The sequence below is a fragment of the Azotobacter tropicalis genome, from assembly GCF_059739045.1.
The window spans coordinates 241,848-259,526 of the sequence record NZ_AP046060.1; the positions used below are offsets into that span (position 1 = coordinate 241,848).

16 protein-coding genes and 3 pseudogenes are annotated in these 17,679 nt (G+C 61.0%); 13 read left to right on the top strand and 6 right to left on the bottom strand.

Translation table 11 applies throughout. From position 1 onward, the window contains the following. Nucleotides 1-8 precede the first annotated feature (8 nt). From Atro_RS23185 to Atro_RS23220, 8 genes and pseudogenes are all read left to right on the top strand, one after another. Complete coding sequence (locus Atro_RS23185; RefSeq protein ID WP_497927797.1) at nucleotides 9-173, top strand: hypothetical protein; 165 nt, start codon at nucleotides 9-11, stop codon at nucleotides 171-173. Further along, on the top strand, nucleotides 128-2,473 hold the full coding sequence (gene traC, locus Atro_RS23190; protein ID WP_497927798.1) for a type IV secretion system protein TraC: 2,346 nt from the start codon (nucleotides 128-130) through the stop codon (nucleotides 2,471-2,473). Before Atro_RS23185 ends, traC begins: the two co-directional genes overlap by 46 nt. Next, the gene (locus Atro_RS23195; RefSeq protein WP_497927799.1) at nucleotides 2,473-3,051 is read left to right on the top strand and encodes a S26 family signal peptidase; all 579 of its coding nucleotides are present in this window, start codon (nucleotides 2,473-2,475) and stop codon (nucleotides 3,049-3,051) included. Before traC ends, Atro_RS23195 begins: the two co-directional genes overlap by 1 nt. After that, a complete protein-coding gene (locus tag Atro_RS23200; RefSeq protein ID WP_497927800.1) occupies nucleotides 3,045-4,316 on the top strand; it encodes a TrbC family F-type conjugative pilus assembly protein in 1,272 nt (423 codons plus the stop codon). The genes Atro_RS23195 and Atro_RS23200 overlap by 7 nt, the downstream gene beginning before the upstream one ends. Then, entirely contained in the window at nucleotides 4,303-5,340 is a 1,038-nt protein-coding gene (locus tag Atro_RS23205) for a TraU family protein (RefSeq protein ID WP_497927801.1), read from the top strand. The genes Atro_RS23200 and Atro_RS23205 overlap by 14 nt, the downstream gene beginning before the upstream one ends. Nucleotides 5,341-5,352: 12 nt before the next feature. Beyond that, entirely contained in the window at nucleotides 5,353-6,015 is a 663-nt protein-coding gene (locus tag Atro_RS23210) for a nuclease-related domain-containing protein (protein WP_497927802.1), read from the top strand. Between the two features lie 39 nt (nucleotides 6,016-6,054). Then, nucleotides 6,055-6,665 (top strand): annotated as a pseudogene (locus Atro_RS23215) (DUF6088 family protein). Next, a complete protein-coding gene (locus Atro_RS23220) occupies nucleotides 6,658-6,903 on the top strand; it encodes a hypothetical protein (protein WP_497927803.1) in 246 nt (81 codons plus the stop codon). Before Atro_RS23215 ends, Atro_RS23220 begins: the two are co-directional and overlap by 8 nt. Here Atro_RS23220 and Atro_RS23225 read toward each other — a convergent pair. Next, nucleotides 6,877-7,893, bottom strand: a complete 1,017-nt coding sequence (locus Atro_RS23225) for a substrate-binding domain-containing protein (protein WP_497927804.1) — start codon at nucleotides 7,891-7,893, stop codon at nucleotides 6,877-6,879. The genes Atro_RS23220 and Atro_RS23225 overlap by 27 nt on opposite strands. A 126-nt stretch (nucleotides 7,894-8,019) precedes the next feature. Then, a complete protein-coding gene (locus Atro_RS23230) occupies nucleotides 8,020-8,940 on the bottom strand; it encodes a substrate-binding domain-containing protein (RefSeq protein WP_497927805.1) in 921 nt (306 codons plus the stop codon). Nucleotides 8,941-9,392: 452 nt separating this feature from the next. Between Atro_RS23230 and Atro_RS23235 the strand changes: the two are divergent. After that, nucleotides 9,393-10,282, top strand: a pseudogene (locus Atro_RS23235) (AEC family transporter). A 110-nt stretch (nucleotides 10,283-10,392) separates the two neighbouring features. On the opposite strand, the gene Atro_RS23240 reads toward Atro_RS23235, so the two are convergent. After that, nucleotides 10,393-11,085, bottom strand: a complete 693-nt coding sequence (locus Atro_RS23240) for a hypothetical protein (protein ID WP_497927806.1) — start codon at nucleotides 11,083-11,085, stop codon at nucleotides 10,393-10,395. Between the two features lie 402 nt (nucleotides 11,086-11,487). Between Atro_RS23240 and Atro_RS23245 the strand changes: the two genes are divergently transcribed. The 3 genes from Atro_RS23245 to Atro_RS23255 all read left to right on the top strand — a co-directional run bounded on the left by Atro_RS23245 (nucleotide 11,488) and on the right by Atro_RS23255 (nucleotide 13,754). Further along, nucleotides 11,488-11,721, top strand: coding sequence for a hypothetical protein (locus tag Atro_RS23245; RefSeq protein ID WP_497927807.1), 234 nt, complete (start codon nucleotides 11,488-11,490; stop codon nucleotides 11,719-11,721). Between the two features lie 463 nt (nucleotides 11,722-12,184). Continuing rightward, complete coding sequence (locus Atro_RS23250; RefSeq protein WP_497927808.1) at nucleotides 12,185-12,586, top strand: hypothetical protein; 402 nt, start codon at nucleotides 12,185-12,187, stop codon at nucleotides 12,584-12,586. A 49-nt stretch (nucleotides 12,587-12,635) separates the two neighbouring features. Next, nucleotides 12,636-13,754, top strand: coding sequence for a DUF7146 domain-containing protein (locus Atro_RS23255; RefSeq protein ID WP_497927809.1), 1,119 nt, complete (start codon nucleotides 12,636-12,638; stop codon nucleotides 13,752-13,754). A 173-nt stretch (nucleotides 13,755-13,927) separates the two neighbouring features. Here Atro_RS23255 and Atro_RS23260 read toward each other — a convergent pair whose 3' ends face one another. The 3 genes and pseudogenes from Atro_RS23260 to Atro_RS23270 all read right to left on the bottom strand — a co-directional run bounded on the left by Atro_RS23260 (nucleotide 13,928) and on the right by Atro_RS23270 (nucleotide 16,565). Then, a complete protein-coding gene (locus Atro_RS23260; RefSeq protein WP_497927810.1) occupies nucleotides 13,928-14,956 on the bottom strand; it encodes an IS5 family transposase in 1,029 nt (342 codons plus the stop codon). 97 nt (nucleotides 14,957-15,053) lie between these two features. Then, a pseudogene (locus Atro_RS23265) lies at nucleotides 15,054-15,350 on the bottom strand (IS4 family transposase); the annotation flags it as partial. Nucleotides 15,351-16,448: 1,098 nt separating this feature from the next. Beyond that, nucleotides 16,449-16,565: an IS3 family transposase gene (locus tag Atro_RS23270; RefSeq protein ID WP_497927811.1), complete on the bottom strand. Its 117-nt coding sequence runs from the start codon at nucleotides 16,563-16,565 to the stop codon at nucleotides 16,449-16,451. A 112-nt stretch (nucleotides 16,566-16,677) separates the two neighbouring features. Here Atro_RS23270 and Atro_RS23275 point away from each other — a divergent pair, with 112 nt between their 5' ends. Further along, nucleotides 16,678-17,391, top strand: a complete 714-nt coding sequence (locus tag Atro_RS23275; protein WP_497927812.1) for a nucleoside/nucleotide kinase family protein — start codon at nucleotides 16,678-16,680, stop codon at nucleotides 17,389-17,391. The last annotated feature ends 288 nt before the right edge of the window (nucleotides 17,392-17,679 follow it).

Genomic DNA, 17,679 nt, shown 5'->3' on the forward strand with positions numbered 1-17,679 from the left:
GTCCCCCCATGCTGTCCAAACTGATGACCCATATTCCACGCCTGTCCAAGCTGGTCGGCGTCCTGGCCTACGACCCCGACCAGGCGCTGTTCCAGCTCGAAGGCAAGCGGATCGGCTTCGGCTTCCTGTGTGCCCCCTGGCCGGGAGCAACGGCGACGAAGGCGATCGCCTGAAGGCGGGCCTGGCCCTGGAGTGGCCAGAGGGCTCCACCATCCAGTTCAGCCTGATCTGCACGGAGAACATCAACCGGGTCAGGACCGGCTACCTGAAGCTGCGCCAGGTCGCCCGCGAGTCCGGTCGCTTCGCCGTGGACCAGGACACCCTGGAACTGCTGGCCACGGCGACCCAGGCCCGGGCCGAGTATTTCGCCGAGCGCACCTTGCGCCCGGTGGATAGCGTCTCCGGGGTGAAGATCCGCGACCAGAAGCTGGTCATCGCGATCACCCTGCCGATCAAGGAGGCCTTGCCCAGCGACAGCGAAGGCGCCATGGCCCGCGAGCTGTCCGATGGACTGGGGGCCGCGCTGGAGAGCTGCGGCCTGGCGCCGGTCGCCTTGACCAACCACGCCTACAAGGAAATTTTCTCCTCGGTGCTCAACCAGGGCCCCGACGCCTCCTGGCGCCTGGACCCCGACATCAAGGCCGACCTGGACAAGCCGATCAACGAGCAGCTGCTGGACTACAACCGCAGCCTCGACGTGCGCAAGGACCACCTCCAGCTCGGCGACGACTGCTTCGCCAAGACCCTCTCGGTGAAGCGCTACCCGGACATCATGTGGCAGGGCGATGCCACCCAGTATCTGGCCGACCTCCTCTCGCAGCGCGGCGGGCTGCGCGGCAACTGCGTGATCACCATGACCCTCTACTTTCCGCCACAGCTGGAGACCAAGGACAAGCTCACCAAGCGCCGGCAGTGGGCGATCAACCAGTGCAGCGGCCCGATGGTCAAGTTCGTCCCCATGCTGCTCAAGCGCAAGGAGGCCTACGATGTCTTGTTCGAGGATCTGGACCGGGGCGCCCACAACGTCCAGGCCAACATGACGGTCGTGGTGTTCGGCAAGAACCGCGAGGAGCTGGTCCAGGCGACCTCGAACGCCAAGACCCATTTCGCCACGCAGAACTTCACCCTCATGGAGGACAAGTTCTGCCTGCTGCCGGTGTTCATCAACGCCCTGCCCCTGTGCGCGGACGCGGACGCCATCCGCGATCTGTTCCGCTACCGCACCCTGAGCCTGAACCAGGCCCTGCCGATTTTGCCGATCTATGGCGACTGGAAGGGCACCGGCACCCCGGTCGCGCCGTTCATCTCGCGCAACGGCCAGCCGGTGACCTTCGACCTGTACGACTCCGACACCAACTACAACGCCACGATCGCCGCGCAGTCCGGCTCGGGCAAATCCTTCCTGACCAACTACTTGGTCACCTCCTATCTGGGCATCGGCGCCAAGGTCTGGGTGATCGACGTGGGCCTGTCCTACCTCAAGCTCGCCGAAGCCTTCCAGGGCGATTTCGCCCGCTTCGACCACGACTCCAAGATCTGCCTCAACCCCTTCGAGCTGGTGAAGGATTTCAGCGACGAGGAGGACGTGCTGATCGGCCTGCTGACCGCCATGGCGGCGCCGACCGTCCCGCTGGTCGACTTCCAGACCTCGGGCCTGAAGCGGATTCTGACCGCCTGCTGGGAGCAGAAGGGGCACGAACTGACCGTGGACGACATCGCCACCGCGCTGCTGGCGGACGACGAAGACCAGCGCATCAAGGACATCGGCCACCAGCTGTACCCGTTCACCCGCAAGGGCCAGTACGGGCGCTACTTCAACGGCAAGAACAACCTTAACTTCCAGAACCCCTTCACCGTGCTGGAGCTGGAAGAACTCAAGGGCCGCCAGCATTTGCAACAGGTGGTGTTGCTGCAGCTGATCTACCAGATCCAGCAGGACATGTACCTGGGCGAGCGCGACCGGCCGAAGATCGTGATCATCGACGAGGCCTGGAGCCTGCTGGCGCAGGGCAACGTCGGCGAGTTCATCGAGCACGGCTACCGGCGTTTCCGCAAATACGGCGGCTCGGCCATCGTCATCACCCAGGGGGTGAACGACCTCTACCAGAACAAGGTCGGCCAGGCGATTGCCGAGAACTCGGCCTTCACCCTGCTGCTGGGCCAGAAGCCCGAGGCGATCAACGTCATCCAGGAGAACAAGCGGCTGCCGCTGGGGGAGGGAGGCTACCGCATCCTCAAGACGGTGCACTCGAGCAAGGGGCACTACTCCGAGATTTTCATGATCACGCCGCGTGGGATCGGGATCGCCCGGTTGACCGTGGATCCCTACTCCCTGCTGCTGTACTCCACCGCGCCGGAAGACGTGCAGGCGGTGCGCAACTACACCAAGGCCGGCATGCCGCAACGGCAGGCGATCCTGCAGGTGCTCGAGGACCGGGGGATCACCCTGTCGCCCGCCGAGGAGGTCGCCTGATGAAGCGGCGCAACCCCTTCTCCATTCAGGCCAAAATCGAGCGGGCCATGGCCGAGGTCGAGCGTGCCCGCCAGCCACGCCGGATCGGTGTCAGCGCCGGCTTCCTGGCCAAGGGCGCCCTGTTCTCGGCGCTGGTCGCCGCCGGCGTGGTCGCCCTGGCCCAGCGCTATTCCGTGGCCATTGCCGGGCAGGCCGAGCTGTGCCTGCCGCCGTACCGCGTCTGGATCATCGACAAGTACGAAACCGAACCGGCCCGGGGCGCTATGTTCGCCTTCAAATCCCGGGGGCTCGGCCCGCTGTTCGCGGACGGCACCACCCTCGTCAAGGTGCTGGACGGCCTGCCGGGCGACCGGGTGGCGGTCACGGAAGAAAGCACCCGCATCAATGACCAGGTGATCGCCACCGGCCTGCAGGTCGCACGCCAGTATGGCTTCGATCCACAGCGCTACGTGCGCCAGGGGGTGATCGAGCCAGACCGCTACTGGTTCTTCGGCCGCACGAACGATTCGTTCGACTCCCGCTACTGGGGATCGGTCGCCTCCCATCAGATCATCGGCAGGGCCTACCCGCTATGGTGAAGACACTGAGGGTGAGCGCCCTGGCGGCGGCGCTGGCGGGTCTGTCTCTGGGCGGCGTTGTTTTCGCCTCGGATAATCCCGCCCCCGCCAATCCGCTGGGCGCCAATGTCTACAAGCCGAGCGATCTTCCGGCTGCGCTGCTGGAGCAGGCCAGCGACCTCTCCCGGCAGGGACGGGCGGGCGCCCGGGCCCTGACCGAGCGGGGCGAGCTGGAGTGGGTGCAGGGCTTGTCGCGCAACACGGTGGTGCAGGCCGCGCAGGCCCGGCACGAGGCGCTGGATCTGCCCGCGCGCGAAGAGGCCCCCGCCGAGCGCCCGCACCCGCTGGGCGAGGGCTTCCGGACGCTGATCTTCGTCTCGTGGTCGCTGGGCGAGGCGGCGCTCGAGGACATCCTGCGCCGCTACGACGGCCAGCCCGGGGTCGGGGTGGTGTTTCGCGGCATCCCCGACGGCCTGCGCATGGTCGATGCAATGACCCGGATGCACCGGCTCACCCAGGCGACCGAGAGCCAGGTGCCAGTGCTGCTCGATCCGCTGGCGTTCCGGCGCCACGGCATCCAGCTGGTGCCCGCGGTGGTGTTCGAGCGTCCCGACGAGTCGCTGGCGGCGAAGGTCGTGGGTATCGACGCGGTGACCTATGTCGAGGAGGCGATGCAGCAGGGCCGCGCCGGCGACCTCGGCACGCTGGGGACACCCCGCGATATTCTCGAGCCCGACCTGATGGAAGTCGCCAGGGCGCGCATCGAGGGGCTGGATTTCACGGCCATGAAGCAACGCGCCCTCGACCGCTTCTGGCACGTCCACACCGGCCATGCCCTGCCGGCCGCCACCGAGAACACCACCCGCCGGGTCGATCCTTCGGTGGTGATACCGCAGGACATTCTCGACGCCGAGGGCCAGGTCGTGGCCCGGGCCGGGAAAATCAATCCCCTGCGTTTGCGGCCCTTCGATCAGAAGCTGGTGGTGATCGACCCGACCCAGCCCTGGCAGGTGGCTCTGGCCCAGCGCGAGCGGGCCGCGCACGGCCGCGGCCTGACCGTCACCGTCATGGCCACACAGATCCCGCCCGACGCCGGTTGGCCGCTGTTCGAGCGCACCCAGCAGGCGATCGACGCCCCGCTGTACCTGCTGCCGGGCGACCTGGCCCGCCGCTTCCAGATCCAGAAGGCGCCCTCGGTCGTCACGGCCGAGGGAGAGGTTTTCATGGTGCGCGAGTTTGCCCGCGAATCTGTCCAAGCCAAGGAGGTGCGTGATGTTCAGGAGTAAATGGTTCGCCGCCACGGTACTGACGGCCCTGACCGGCAGCGTTTCCCTGCCGGGGAAGGCGGCCGATCCCCTGTGCGAGGACTCCTCCCTGCTGGGCCCGAAGCTGTTCACCGACATCTGCTGGGCCTGCCTCTTTCCCATCCGGGTGGCCGGCGTGCCGTTCATGCCCGGCGCGGCCCCGGACAGAGCGACCGACAAGGTGTTCTGCCTGTGCGAGGAGGGCAGCTCCGGCCTCTACAAGCCGGGCATCACCACCTCGATGTGGGAGCCGGCGCGGATCGTCGAGACCGTCAAGACGCCGGGCTGCTCGCCCACCCTGGGCGGCGCCACGCTGCCGCTGGGCAACAAGCGCAGCTATGGCCGGCTGAACGCGGACAACCACTCGATGACCGGCCAGCACGACGGGTCGTTCTACCACACCCACTACTATGCGTTCCCGCTGCTGCAGATCCTCGACCTCTACACCCCCACCAAATGTAATGCCGACGGCTACCTGGACCTGGACATCATCAGTTTCACCGAGATTGACCCGACCTGGAACAACGCCACGCTGGCCTTCTTCCAGCATCCGGAATCCGCGGCGGTGGCCAACCCGGTGGCTCAGGCCGCCTGCGCCGCCGAATCGGCCCTGGTGACTGCCCGGGAGGAGCCGCTGGAGTCGCTGTGGTGGTGCACCGGCACCTGGGGAAGCATTTATCCGCTGGCCGGCAGCGTCTTCAGCCAGGACCAGAACCGCACGACGGCCCTGCTCAGCGCGCGGCTGCTGGCACAGCAGCACCGGCGGGGCCTGGCCCGGCGCACGATGGGCGACGAGAACCTGTGCCGGGCCTCGATCTACCCGACCATTCCCAAGAGCCAGTACAAGCTCACGCAGTTCTGGCCCAAGTCGCAGACCCAGCGCTCCCTGTGGCTGGGCGAGCCCCCGCAGACCTGGGAGGGCGGCCCCGGCCGGCACGTTCCCGGCACGGGCAACGACGCGATGTACCTGATCTGGCGCTGGACCGACTGCTGCTCGAAGATGTGAGGGAGAAATTTCATGTCCGATTTCCTGGCGATTTATTTACCGCTGGTGGTGTTCTTCCTGGGGTTGGGGGCGATCGCTCATGCTCGCCTGCTGGAAAGGCCGGCCTATCGCGGCTGGTGGGGCGAGTACAAGGTGAACCTCCTGCTGAGGGTCTGCCTGAGTGCGGAATACGGGGTGTTCACCCACGCCCTGTATCCGGGAAGGGACGAGGCCAAACCGACGCAGGTCGATCATGTCGTGGTGTCGCGCTATGGCCTCTTCGTGATCGAGAACCGCTGCCTGAAAGGCTCGATCGTTGTCGACCCCACCGAGCCGAATACTTGGCTGCAGACCATCGGTCGGCGAAAGAACCGGGTGCGGAATCCGCTGGTGCAGAACTACGCGGCGATCAAGGCCGTGCGGCAGGCGATCGGGGGGCATGCCTCGAAGATCTCCAACTATGCGGTGATGAGCGGTTCGGCGACCTTTCCGGCGGGCTGGCCCCCGCGGGTATTTGGTCCCTGGGCCTTGCTGCGCAAGATCCAGAGCAAGAAGACGCCCCTCTTGACGGGGAGCCAGGTGGCGTCGATCTGCCGTGCCCTGGAGCGGGGGCGGATCAGGGAGGGGTATTGGGCGGCGCGCAAGCATGGCGAGCGGGCCAACACCAGGTCAGCCAGCCGGTTTGAGGCACGTTAGATTTTTCTATAAAATATCTAACAAATAGAGGCCACCATGATGAGCACATCCCAAGCCGTTCGCGAACGTATCGCTGCCCAGCCGGCCGGTGCACCGTTTACACCCGCCTTGTTCGCAGGGCTGGGATCGCGTGCGGCTATCGATCAGGCGTTGATGCGGCTGGCCAAGGCCGGCAGCATCGAGCGCATTGGGCATGGCTTGTACGTCGTACCCCAAGTCGGCCGGTTCGGTATCAAGACGTTGCCTGCCCCGAGCGAGTGGCGCAGACCGTGGCCGAGGCGGAAGGGGCGACGATCGAGATCCACGGTGCAGAGGCCGCACGGCGTTTCGGTTTCACGACGCAGATGCCGGCGCATGCGGTCTTCTACACCACGGGTTCGTCGCGCGCGATCCGGCTGGGCAAGATGATCGTCCGGCTGCAGCACGTGGCCCCGCGCAAGCTGGTACTGGCGGGGCGGCCTGCGGGCCAGGCGTTATCGGCGCTCTGGTATTTGGGGCGAAACCAGGTCTCGCCCGGCACATTCAAGCGCATTGCGGAGAAGCTGCCGTCCAGCGAGTTCCAAGCCCTGCGCGAGGCCAAGGCGTCGATGCCTGCCTGGATGGTGAAAGCCCTGACCGGCTACGAGCGTGGCGAGCTCACGCATGCCTGACTCTTCCGTGCACTACTTTGGCTTGTCCCTGCCCGAGCAGGCAGAACTGCTGCATGGCTTGGCGCCCGTGCTGGGGCGTCGTGCCGAGATCCTGGAAAAGGACATCTGGCTGTGCCAAGTGCTGGGCATCCTGTTCGCGCTGCCATGCCGCAAACCGATGGCCTTCAAGGGCGGCACCTCGTTGTCGAAGGTCTACCAGGCCATCGAGTGCTCAACGACTAATACGAATACCCGATAGTGGGTTAGAGAGATAGATATAGCTATTGACGAGCACTCTTTCGGGGACAGGCTTGCCCTGTGCCAGGTGCTTCATCATCCGGTAGCTCTGGCGGCCAATTTCTTGACTGCTCATACCCAGGTAGGCCTGAATCAGGCCGTCGTCGAGGAGCGCGCGTTGTGCTGCATTGGGCTCTGGCGTCGCGATGATGATGGTCGGCCGGGCAGCCTTTTCTTCCTGCTTGGCAAGCAGCGGGCCGATTTGCTGACGATACAGTTCGGCTTGATGAATCGGCCAGCTCCCGATGCTGATGAGGGTGTCGACCTGGTTGCTCGAGGACAACAGGGTGGCGAGCTTCATCAACGCATCTTTCTGGTTGGCGGTGTTATACAAAGGACACCGCTCCGACTCGCTCCAGCCCTTCTCCCCGCCCAGCCGATCGGCTACGCCTTGCTCGGCCTGGCCGCGCAGCTGCTGACGAAGGCCCTGAATACGCTCCTGGTGGTTAGTGTCCTGTGGATTGCCACTCAAGATGCACAGTTTCCCGCCCTGTGGCTTGAAGTGCTGGGCGAGCATGCCCAACTGCCTGCCGAAAGCCAGGTTGTCGAGTCCGACGTAACCTCTGCGCAGATGCTGCTCGCTGGGTCCGAGATCCGAATCGAAGGTAATCAACAGCGTCTGGCCAACACTTTTCAGCGCATGATTGGCCAGCCATGCCGAATGGGTCACCGACAACGCAAGGCCGTCCAGTCCCATCGTCAGGGCCTGTTCCAGCGCTTCGTTCTGCTGGCGGAAATGCGACGAATCAGGAGGGCCCAGCAACAGGCAGGTATCGCCTTCGGCTTGGGCCGCCTCGGCACAGCCCTTTCCGGCCTGGATGAAAAAAGGGTGATTGATCCACTTGGAAACCAGTGCGAACTGCAAGGGTTCGGCATGGGCAATAACAATGAAAAAGCTTCCGCAAAGCAGGCCCATGGCGAAGAGACGGAGGAAAAAAGGCAAGGTTTTCACGACAAGTCCATGCGAACTACAACGTCATTGCTCTGGCGACAATGTTACGCTCGATCACTCCTTATGCCTGACCAATGATCGGAAATCACACACTTTTCTTATGCTCAAGAAGGGCTATTTAAGACTTCACAGAGTATTTGACGGCGCCTGGGGCAAGTAGATGTTAAAAGTGTCGATAAGTACCCTCTCGGGGACGGCTTGGCCTTGCACCAGACGCTTGAGCATCCGGTAGCTTTGACGGCCAAGCCCGTAACTGTTCCAGCCAATATAGGCCTGAACCAGACCATCATCGAGCAGCGCTCGTTGTGCCGCGTCCGGGTCAGGGGTGGCGATGATGATGACCGGGCGTGTTCCCCTCCCATCAAGCTCAGCCAAGATCGGACCAATCTGCTGACGGTATATGGCCGGCTGGTCAATTGGCCAGCTGCCAATATTAATGATGGCATCAAATTGGTTGGTGTTCAGCAGAGTAGCGAACTGGAGCAGCGCATGTTCTGTTGTTTCGGCCCGCTCGAGCGGGCAGCGACTTGGCTCGATCCAGCCCTTCTCCCCCCTCAGCCGCTCAGAGCCCCCCTGCTCTGAAATAGCGCCAAGTTGCAAGCGAATCCCTTGCAGGCGCGCCTGCTGGTGGGGGTTCTGCAGGCTTCCGGTTAGTACACAGAGTCTTCCGCCCTGTGGTCTGAGACGTTGTGCAAGTCTGCCCAGTTGCTTGCCGAATGCCAGGTTGTCAAAACCGACATGGCTGTGGCGCAGTTGCTGCTCCGTAGGGTTAAAGTCGGTATTAAAAGTGATCAATGGAATATGCCCCATCTGCTTCAGGGCATGCTCAGCCAGCCATTCAGAATGGGTTACTGCCAAGGCGATACCATCCAAGTCCCGATGGAGGGCCTGCTGCAGCAGTTGGTTTTGCTTGCGGAAGTGGGGTGGCCCGGATGCTCCCAACAATATACAGACATCACCCTGAGCCCGGGCCGCCTCAGCACACCCCTCGCCTGTCTGAATGAAGAAGCGTTGATCGATCCGCTTGGCAAGCAATGCGAACTGCAAGGGCTCTGCAAAGGCGGGAGCGATGTATAAAAGCCCGCAAAGAAGGTTTACAACCCACAAAAAGCAGAAAGATATCCCTCTTTTCACAGCGGCTCCTTGCTGCTCAAAAGCATCCCGATGGGGCAAGATATCATTTGTTTTATAATTAATAATGGAAAGTATGCCTCTACCGCATGCCGAAACAAGGCCATTGATTGCAGGTCGAGTATTTCCTTATTAGCATCAAGGTCTTTGTTTGAACAAGACAAGATACTGATAAAAAGATGCTATTTTGAGCATTGGCCAATTAGGGTCGATTTGCCGGGCTCCAGAGCGGGGCTGGATCAAGAGTCGGTATCGGACGATGGGCGTAGTGCCAAGCATGGCGAGCGAGTCAACGCGCTAAAAGAAGGAAAGGGGGCTTGAGCTGCTAGGATGTGCGGCTTCCCATTGATTTGTTAAGGAAAAGGCCCATGCTGGCTGAGTTGTTTGCCGTGATGGCGCCCATCTTTATCGTGGCGGGTGTCGGTTACGGCTGGGTGCGCTTCGGTCATGTCTATCCCACCGACTTTGTCACTCGCCTGATTCTCAATATCGGCACGCCCTGCCTGGTGCTGTCCACTCTGAGCAATTCGGAGATCGCCCCCGGGCCTTCGGTCAGATGGCGGCCGCCTGCGTAGCAGTGACCTGCTGCATGGGATTGGTCGGTCTGTTGCTCAGCCGACTGTTGCGCTATGACTGGAAGGTGCTGGTGCCGGCCTACCTGTTTCCCAATTCAGGCAACATGGGGCTGCCGATCAGTCTCTATGCCTTTGGCGAGGAGGGGCTGGCGCTGGCGGTGGCTTTTTTCCTGGTGCTTTCGGTAGGGCACTTCACCTTGGGCATGGTGCTTTCCGGAGCCGAGCAGTCCTTCAGAAAGCTGTTGGTCAATCCGATTATCATCAGTCTCGGAGTGGCCCTGCCGATCCTGTTGCTGGACCTTGAGTTGCCACGCTGGCTGGACAATACCGTGCAACTGCTCGGGGGCATGACCATTCCGCTGATGTTGGTCACACTCGGCGTGTCGCTGGCGAGCATCCGCACCCCCCAACTTGGCCAAGGCATGCTGCTCGGTGCGCTGCGACTTCTCTGCGGGGCTGGTGTGGCCTGGGGTGTCGGCCTACTGCTGGGGTTATCTCCCTTGGCTCAGGGGGTACTGGTCATGCAGTCGGCCATGCCGGTGGCGGTATTCAACTACCTGTTCGCCGTGCGGGCCGGGCGTTCTCCGGAGCAGGTGGCGAGCCTCGTGCTGTGCTCGACCTTCCTGGCGTTTGGCTTTCTTCCGCTGCTGCTGGCGTGGTGGCGGCTGTCGACAGCGCTCTGACGTATAGGAATATTCTGCATAGGAGCGTTATCCCATCAGATGCTCCTGCTTGGGGCCGGCTGGATCGCGAAACGCCCCTCGCAGGGGCGTTCTATTGTGGGGGCCACGTCTCACGCGGCGGATTCGGCCGTCTCCGCTATCTCGGCCACGTCCTCGTCCGCCCCGGTCGGCTCCACGAAACCGGCGGCCTCGCGCTCCTGCCTGTCGGCGGCCACCTGGGCTTCCACCTTTTCGATGTCCTTCTGCACCTCCACCTCGTTGTTGGCATAGGCCATGGCGCGCGCCGCCGCCCCATGCTTGATGAGCGCCTTGACCATCTTGCGCATGTCGTCGGTCTTGCGCTCGCGGAAATCCGCGGCCTCATTACTGTCAAGCTTCTGCGCCAGCCAGGCGGTATCGATGAGCGAGATCAGCGTGTCGAACGCCTGGAGCAGATGGGTGAGGCGCATCACCTCCGGGGAAGATATGTTGAATTTGCGCTCGAGCGGGTTGCTGTAGTTCGGACGCTGGCTGATGCCTTCCTTCTTGAGGAAGGTCTCCAGACGCAGGATCTCGTTGCTGACCTCCGTCTGCATTTTTTCGATGGTTTTGGATACGGCATCGGCCACCACTTGGTGGTTGAAGTTCTTTCGGCGCCGCGCCAGCTTGCGCGCCATCACGTCGATAACGAACAGGGCCGAGGTCACGTTATCGAACTCGGTGCCGCCAAAGCGCTTGGCTTGCTCGGAATTCAGGTGCAGCAGGCCGGGAAAGGAAGGGGTCGAATAGGCGTACTTCCGTGCAGGGGTTTTCGGGTCAGCCATGTTGGAAACTCCATAGGGGGATGGTGCCCCCTATTGCATCAGGTTGAATCCGTCCTGTGCGGCCAATTCAGGCCATAAAATCGCCGGAAATTAGCGCCGAAATTGAATTGACGCTGGAAAAACGGGCCGAGAGAATGGCCACATGCATCGACACGCTGTCGATTGAACCCCCGAGGGGGCCAAAGAAAACTCAGTCCCTTGCGTGTGCAAGGTGCTAGTTGCCAAGTGCTCTGTGCTTGGTAAATGCCCGGTTGAGCTTATCAACCTAAAACGTGAGTAGCCGTCGGCTATTCATGCCTTGAAAAAGAAGGAGGCCCTTGAGCCTCCTTTTTGCTTATCGAAACCCTGACGAGGAACATTCCCGTTCGGGGAAGTTCTCCGACATCTGAAAGGAGAACCTGAATGTTCCATATTAAATTTGTCTTCGATCTCAAAGGCTTCGATGTCTCTACGTTGGAGACTTCCGAACCTTTGATTATCAAAGGACCGATAGGCGAAATCCTCCTGACCATATCCAAAGCGGCTCCCTGGTCTTTCGCGCAGTTAAGGGCTATCGATTTCGAAGCCTTGTTGGGCGAGCTCGATGTCTGTGATGCCTATCTGGGGAGCCAATGGATAGGTAGTACCGAGATTTAACCTTTGATAATGGCTGACTCGTAAGCCTCTACCCAAAACTTTATACCCTGACGGGGAATATCCCCGTAGGGGCGTTCTCCGTCCTGATGAATGGAGAACTCGAAGTGACCACTCAAGAAACGCTGAAGGCAAAAGTTCTGTTCACCCTGGGACTGATGCTCTCGGTCGTTGCCGGGATCATCCTTTCCGACGATCAAAAGCCCCTCTTTCTGTTTGCCTTGTGCGTGCTGGTCTCCGTGCTGGCGCTCTACGCACCGCAGTACCTGAGGGTCGTTCTGCTGGGCATGAAAGCCCGCCGCCGTCTGGCTCGCCTCCAAGCGACCAGGGCGCCGCAAAGCGGCTGTATCCACGCCGTCTGGTGTTCTTCGGACATCGATTACGAGCGCTACCTCGCTCCGACCTTCCTGCGCCAGCGCAAGGGGAGACGGCTGCAGAGGACGTTCGACCACAGGCTGAGCAAGGCGTGGTTCTGGGCGAATTCATCGCCCGGGACGAGTCCTGCGAGCAGCCGGCAGCCTGCGCCACGGAGGCTGTCGAGAAGCGGGAGAAGGCGCTGGAGAAGGTCTTTCAGGCGCCACAGGAATCCGTCACCGGGCTCTATGCCGGTTCGGGTTTCGCTCCCTACCGGTTCCACAAGAAAAACCCCCAGTCGTTTTTCCTGCGGATCGGCAAGCACCTGGTCTGGGGCATCGAGCTGCACGCCGCGCTGCGGCAGAGCGGTGTTCGGCAGGGCCAGGAAATCACCCTGACCTTCCACGGGAAAACCCCGGTGAAAGTGCTCAAGACGAAGCGAGTGAACGGCGTGGTTGAACAGGACTGGGCAGACGCCCTGCGCAACGCCTGGTCGATCGAAGCCGTGCAGTAGCCAGCCATGAGCGCCCGTCCGGGCGCTCATTCATCCCCAGGAGGTCACGATGTCTGCTTGCTCGACGGGCGTTTACGCTCCAGAGAAAAAAGATGTGCTCGCTGCCGCCGAAGGTCGTTGGCTACACATCTACCAACTGTTGGCCCCTGAACTGGTCGACGCTCAAACGCAACCCGGCGTTGCCCGTCACTGTCCCGTTCACGGCGGCAAGGACGGCTTCCGGGTGTTCAGGAAAACCGCCGGCACGTCCGGAGGTGGCGTGTGTCAGACCTGTGGCATCAAGCCGGACGGCCTGGCCCTGCTGATGTGGGTGCGGGATTGGGGCTTCCATGAGGTGCTGCAGGAGGTCGGCTCGCTGCTGGGGGTGAAAGATCCTCACGGTCGCTACGGCAACGTGCAGCCACCGAAGGAAGTGATTCCGCGCCAGCCGGTGGTCACGTTGCCGCCCAGCGACAGCTGGCTGCGTGAGGCCCTGCGCAAGGTGTGGAGCGAATCCGTACCGCTCACGCACCCGGCGGCAGAACCGGCGCGTCTGTACCTGCGGTCGAGGGGAATCCTTGCCTGGGATCGTCCGGGCCTGGCGCGCAGCGTGCGCTTTCATCCGTGTCTGACCCATCGCGGGAAGGACCGGGAACGCACGCGGCACCCGGCCATCGTGGCCCTGATCTCGGATGTCGAGGGACGGGCGGTGACGATCCAGCGGATCTACCTGACGGCCAAAGGTGAAAAGGCTCCTCTGGAGTCGCCCAAGAAGATGTTCCCGATCCCGAGCGATCGCTCCTTGCCAGGGGGCGGCATTCGGACTTCCCAGCCGGGAGCGGTCGTGGACGTGTGCGAAGGGCTGGAAACCGCTCTGGCAGTGGAAACCGCCACGGGCCTGCCGGTTTGGCCCCTGGTGAACGCCTACCTGCTCGAGCACTTCATGCCGCCGCCGGCGGTCACTGCCGTCCGTATCTGGGCGGACAAGGACCGCAGGGAGGGTGGCCAGAAGGCCGCGCTCGCACTGAAAAAACGCCTCTGGGAAATGGGCATCAAGGCGCAGATTCTGCTGCCCTGGCTGCCGATCCCGGACGGCGCCAAGGGAGTCGACTGGAACGACGTTCTTCTGGAGCACGGCCCGTTCGGCTTCTCGAAGCGTCAGGCCGAGGTCTACCGAGCGGTGCGGTAGGCCTTGTGCCTTTTCGTGGTCGATAGGCAGAAACCGACTCAAGGGCACCTCTAAAAACCGCCCTCCGAATCACGCTGAGCGATGAAATACGCTCGTGCTCGCAGCAGAGCTACCCGTCAGGCTCGACGCTCACACGGTAAAGCGGCCCGAGGCAGCCCGGCCAAAGGCCTGGATCAGGCCATTTCCAGCAGACTGCTCATCCTTTTCAGGTTGTACACCGCCGATTTGAGCGTCAGACCAAACTCAGCCCGTGCCAGGCCGATGCTGCGGACGGCCTTGCCGCCCATCTGGGCCAGGCAGGCAAAGACATGTTCGACCCGGGCTCGGGGACTGGCTATGCGTTTGTTTCGTGCCTTGCCCCGTTCACCGATCGGCTTGCCGGCCTGGCCCTTGCGCTGGATAGATGGCCTCCAGCCGATCAGTTGGAGCCAGCGCTCCCGGGGTCTGTCGTGATACCCGCGATCCGCCCAGAACTCCCGGCTGCTATTGCTTCGGTCGAGCACATCCACCAAATGCTGGGTATCGGCCTCGCTGGCATCGCTTACCCGGACGCAGCGAATCAGCTTGTGCCGGCGATCCACGCTGACCGACAGCTTGTAGCCGAAGTACGACTTGCCGTGTTTCTTCGTCCAGCGCGCCTCGACATCCTTTTGCCGGCGCTTGGCGGGCGACCATTCGACCGGTACGGCCTGCTCTTTCACCATGGCCTGCTCATCGGCCGTGTTGTGCTGGATCGGTGCCCGGATAATGCTGGCATCGATGATCTGCCCCTCGCGGGCCCGCAAGCCGTGCTCCTGCAACTGGCGCTGCACCTCGGCAAAGATCTGGTGCTCGACGTCGGCCTGTACCAGGCGCTCGCGAAAGACCCAGATCGTGTTGCGATCCGGAACTCGGCCGGAGTTTTTCAACCCGGCAAAACGCTGGAAACTCATGCGGTCGAGCAGTTGGAACTCCATCTGCTCGTCGGACAGGTTGAACAACTGCTGGAGCACCAGCAGGCGCGTCATCAGCTCTGTTGGATAAGGCGGCCGACCGCCCTTGGCGCGGCTGGGGCGAGGAGTTCTGCGGTCGATCTCGGCTGCCAGGGCGACAAAGTCCACATGCTTGTCCAGTAGAGCCAGTGGGTCGCCCAGGCTATCGAGCCTGGCTTCTCGCTCCTGGTCGGCAAACAGACTGAACATCAGCAGGCTCCGGGTGATCAACAGGCGGATGATCTTACCCGGCGGCCGGGCTGGTTTTTAGAGGTGCCCTCAAGACGGACATTAAAAGGTACTCTGTGCCTGAGTGACCCCCACAAAATCACCCGAGTTCCTGCGCTTGCCGGTGGAACTCCTGCCGCAGGGCCAACTCCTGCTCCCGCAGCCTCTTCCGGGAAATATCCCCGGCATAAGTGCGTGCATACTCCTGCCCCAGCCGCCACAGCGACAGAACGTGCCTGTCCTTGACGTTGTTGCTCTGAAAGCACCGCTCGCGTCCTGCCTCCCGCGCCTGCAGGCACAGCACATAGCTGGCCAGCACGGCAATCAGCAGCAGGATCTCGATGCGCTGCGGGCAGCGGCTTCGATGCCGCCCCAGGCCGAACCCCAGCCGATGGCTCAGGGGCTGGGGCTATTCTGGAGACACGCTATCAAGCATCCATTGGCTAGCCAACTGAGAAGACATATCGCCCTCTGCAGGCACAGCAGTCGAAATTTAGGCATCATGGCCTTGTTAATCCACAAGGCTCGAGTATTTTCCGAAAACTACCAGATCAAATCATTCTTATTTCAAGCAGATAGGCAGCGCTTCCTAATGTCATGCTCTTCTTTTTCTCTTGATTTTCCACAAGCTACCCAAGCTCAGCTTGCGGCTTTAATGCAAAACATCTTGGATGATGACGAAATTGATTTGGAGGCCTACTGCCCAACAAAGCCCGTGCCTGATTTTACAGCGGCAGAATTGGCTGACTGTTACCGTCTAGCCTGGCAGCTTCTGGCCTCCGGCGTGAGTGCGTCCTCTGCCCGGCGCCTTGTTGCAACCATTGCTGTTCGCTGCTCAGCCACTCCCGACCAGGCCACCAGCTTCAAGCTCATACGCGCACGCTTCAAGCATATGCGTTTTGCCTGCACTAACTGTAGCGAGCAACACTCATACCCGGAGATACTTCATTCCACTACCCGGCTGATGGGCGATTTCCAGGATGCCTTCAAGCATGGCCAAAGGATTCGAACTCTCAAGCTGGGCATCAAGCTTTGGTACCGGCTTCAGACGGGTTTCTTTGAGGCTTTGCGTAAGAGCATTGCTGATGCTCAGACCTCTACCATCGAAAGCTTCCAGCGCTATCTTGCGGCAGAAAATCAGCATCTCGCCGATGCTACGCAAGAAGGGGCATACCTTACGGCCCGGCAGTTTCACAATCTACGCAAAATCATAAGTCGCCGCACAGCATTGAATGATACACGCCGCGCGCTCTATCCCTCTCCCGAGCTTGATGTCCTTTCTTTCTACCTGGCCACCATAAATGGCCTCATGGGAGACATGCATGATGACCTTGTTCTGAAACGAATCCGGAATGAGCTCGACTATGATAAACAGTTATTTAAGTTGCCAGAGGAAATTGCCAGCAGGATTCGGGCTTTTGTCATGACCCAGCAAGATCTGCATAAATTATGCGTCTAAAACTTAGCTCTCGGCCAGCGCTCTCATACCCAGCGGTCAATGCGGTCGATAGTGGTTGTAGAACTGAACCCAATCGCCGATCACCCGACCGGTACGTTGCAGACGCTCGAAATGTTGCCGACGGGCGCACTGCTCCTTCCGCGTGCGGCTCATCGAGTCTCGCTGCCAGCAGCCAGACCAAACTCCACTCACACCAGACCTCACCGTACTCGCTTTCGGTAGGTGCTTCCACGAAATACTCCGCTTGGCGATGAGGTATTTATAATTGGCGAGCTATAAAAGTATGCATTTTCTTAGAATACCGGGGCGAAAGGCTCCGATCATTGCAATCGTCGGCTCAGATGGCAGTGGAAAAACGACCGTAAGCCACGAAATATTGCGCTTCATGTCATCTTATCGCCCTACGACCCTGTGTCATCTAGGTAAACAGACGGGCAACCTGCGAAGAGCGATGCGCCAACATTCCTTAGGAAAGAAGGTTGATAGCCGCATCAAAGAAGCGGGAGTATCCGCACGACAAAATGGCATATCTTTTCCGGTCGCGCTGGTCATGTTCATAGCGTCCATGAGACGTGTACTCCGATTTACGAAAATGTTTTTCTTTCATTGCATGGGGCGTGCGGTTCTAACAGATCGTTACCCGCAAATAGCCGAGCCCGGCGCTATGGACGGTCCACTTTTAACCGGCCGGCAGCTTGCGGACGTCGGAGCAAAGATGCTTATGCATCTGGAGTTCTGGCTTTACAGGAAGATGACGGCACTTCGTCCCGATGTTGTGCTGCGACTGAATGTCGATCTTGAAACAGCAGCCAGACGCAAACCTGACCACCAAATTTCCTCTCTAAAGAAAAAAATTCAGGTCGTCCCCAAATTATCTTTCAACGGTGCCCCCATCATTGACCTTGACTCAAGAGAACCGCTGGAGAAAGTTCTTGAACAGTCACGAGAGATTGTCGGCACCATCATGGACTGCTATTGACATAGCATTCAGGTAGGCCTGAAAAAGCCACGCGACCTCCTGCCTCCCTGCCGAATTGCTCAAAAAAATGGCAGCTCCGTGGAAGTTCAGGCCAATACCGCTCTGCAAATCCATGGTTTTGCACTTGAGGAGTACCTTGCTTGCAGGCCACCTCTAAAACTTGCCGCCTCTCTGTAAAATCGACGCCCATTTGACCAGCCAGAGCCCCACCTATGCCCAGCCTATTTGCCGACCACTAGGCTAATGTTTGGGTTTCTCTTCAACCTAATGATGGCTGGCAACTCACAC

Bases quoted from the DNA above. Each gene is read 5' to 3' on its own strand.
- Atro_RS23185 (WP_497927797.1), top strand. From the start codon at position 9: ATGCTGTCCAAACTGATGACCCATATTCCACGCCTGTCCAAGCTGGTC.
- Atro_RS23195 (WP_497927799.1), top strand. From the start codon at position 2,473: ATGAAGCGGCGCAACCCCTTCTCCATTCAGGCCAAAATCGAGCGGGCC.
- Atro_RS23200 (WP_497927800.1), top strand. From the start codon at position 3,045: ATGGTGAAGACACTGAGGGTGAGCGCCCTGGCGGCGGCGCTGGCGGGT.
- Atro_RS23205 (WP_497927801.1), top strand. From the start codon at position 4,303: ATGTTCAGGAGTAAATGGTTCGCCGCCACGGTACTGACGGCCCTGACC.
- Atro_RS23210 (WP_497927802.1), top strand. From the start codon at position 5,353: ATGTCCGATTTCCTGGCGATTTATTTACCGCTGGTGGTGTTCTTCCTG.
- Atro_RS23220 (WP_497927803.1), top strand. From the start codon at position 6,658: ATGCCTGACTCTTCCGTGCACTACTTTGGCTTGTCCCTGCCCGAGCAG.
- Atro_RS23240 (WP_497927806.1), bottom strand. From the start codon at position 11,085: ATGGCTGACCCGAAAACCCCTGCACGGAAGTACGCCTATTCGACCCCT.
- Atro_RS23245 (WP_497927807.1), top strand. From the start codon at position 11,488: ATGTTCCATATTAAATTTGTCTTCGATCTCAAAGGCTTCGATGTCTCT.
- Atro_RS23255 (WP_497927809.1), top strand. From the start codon at position 12,636: ATGTCTGCTTGCTCGACGGGCGTTTACGCTCCAGAGAAAAAAGATGTG.
- Atro_RS23270 (WP_497927811.1), bottom strand. From the start codon at position 16,565: ATGAGCCGCACGCGGAAGGAGCAGTGCGCCCGTCGGCAACATTTCGAG.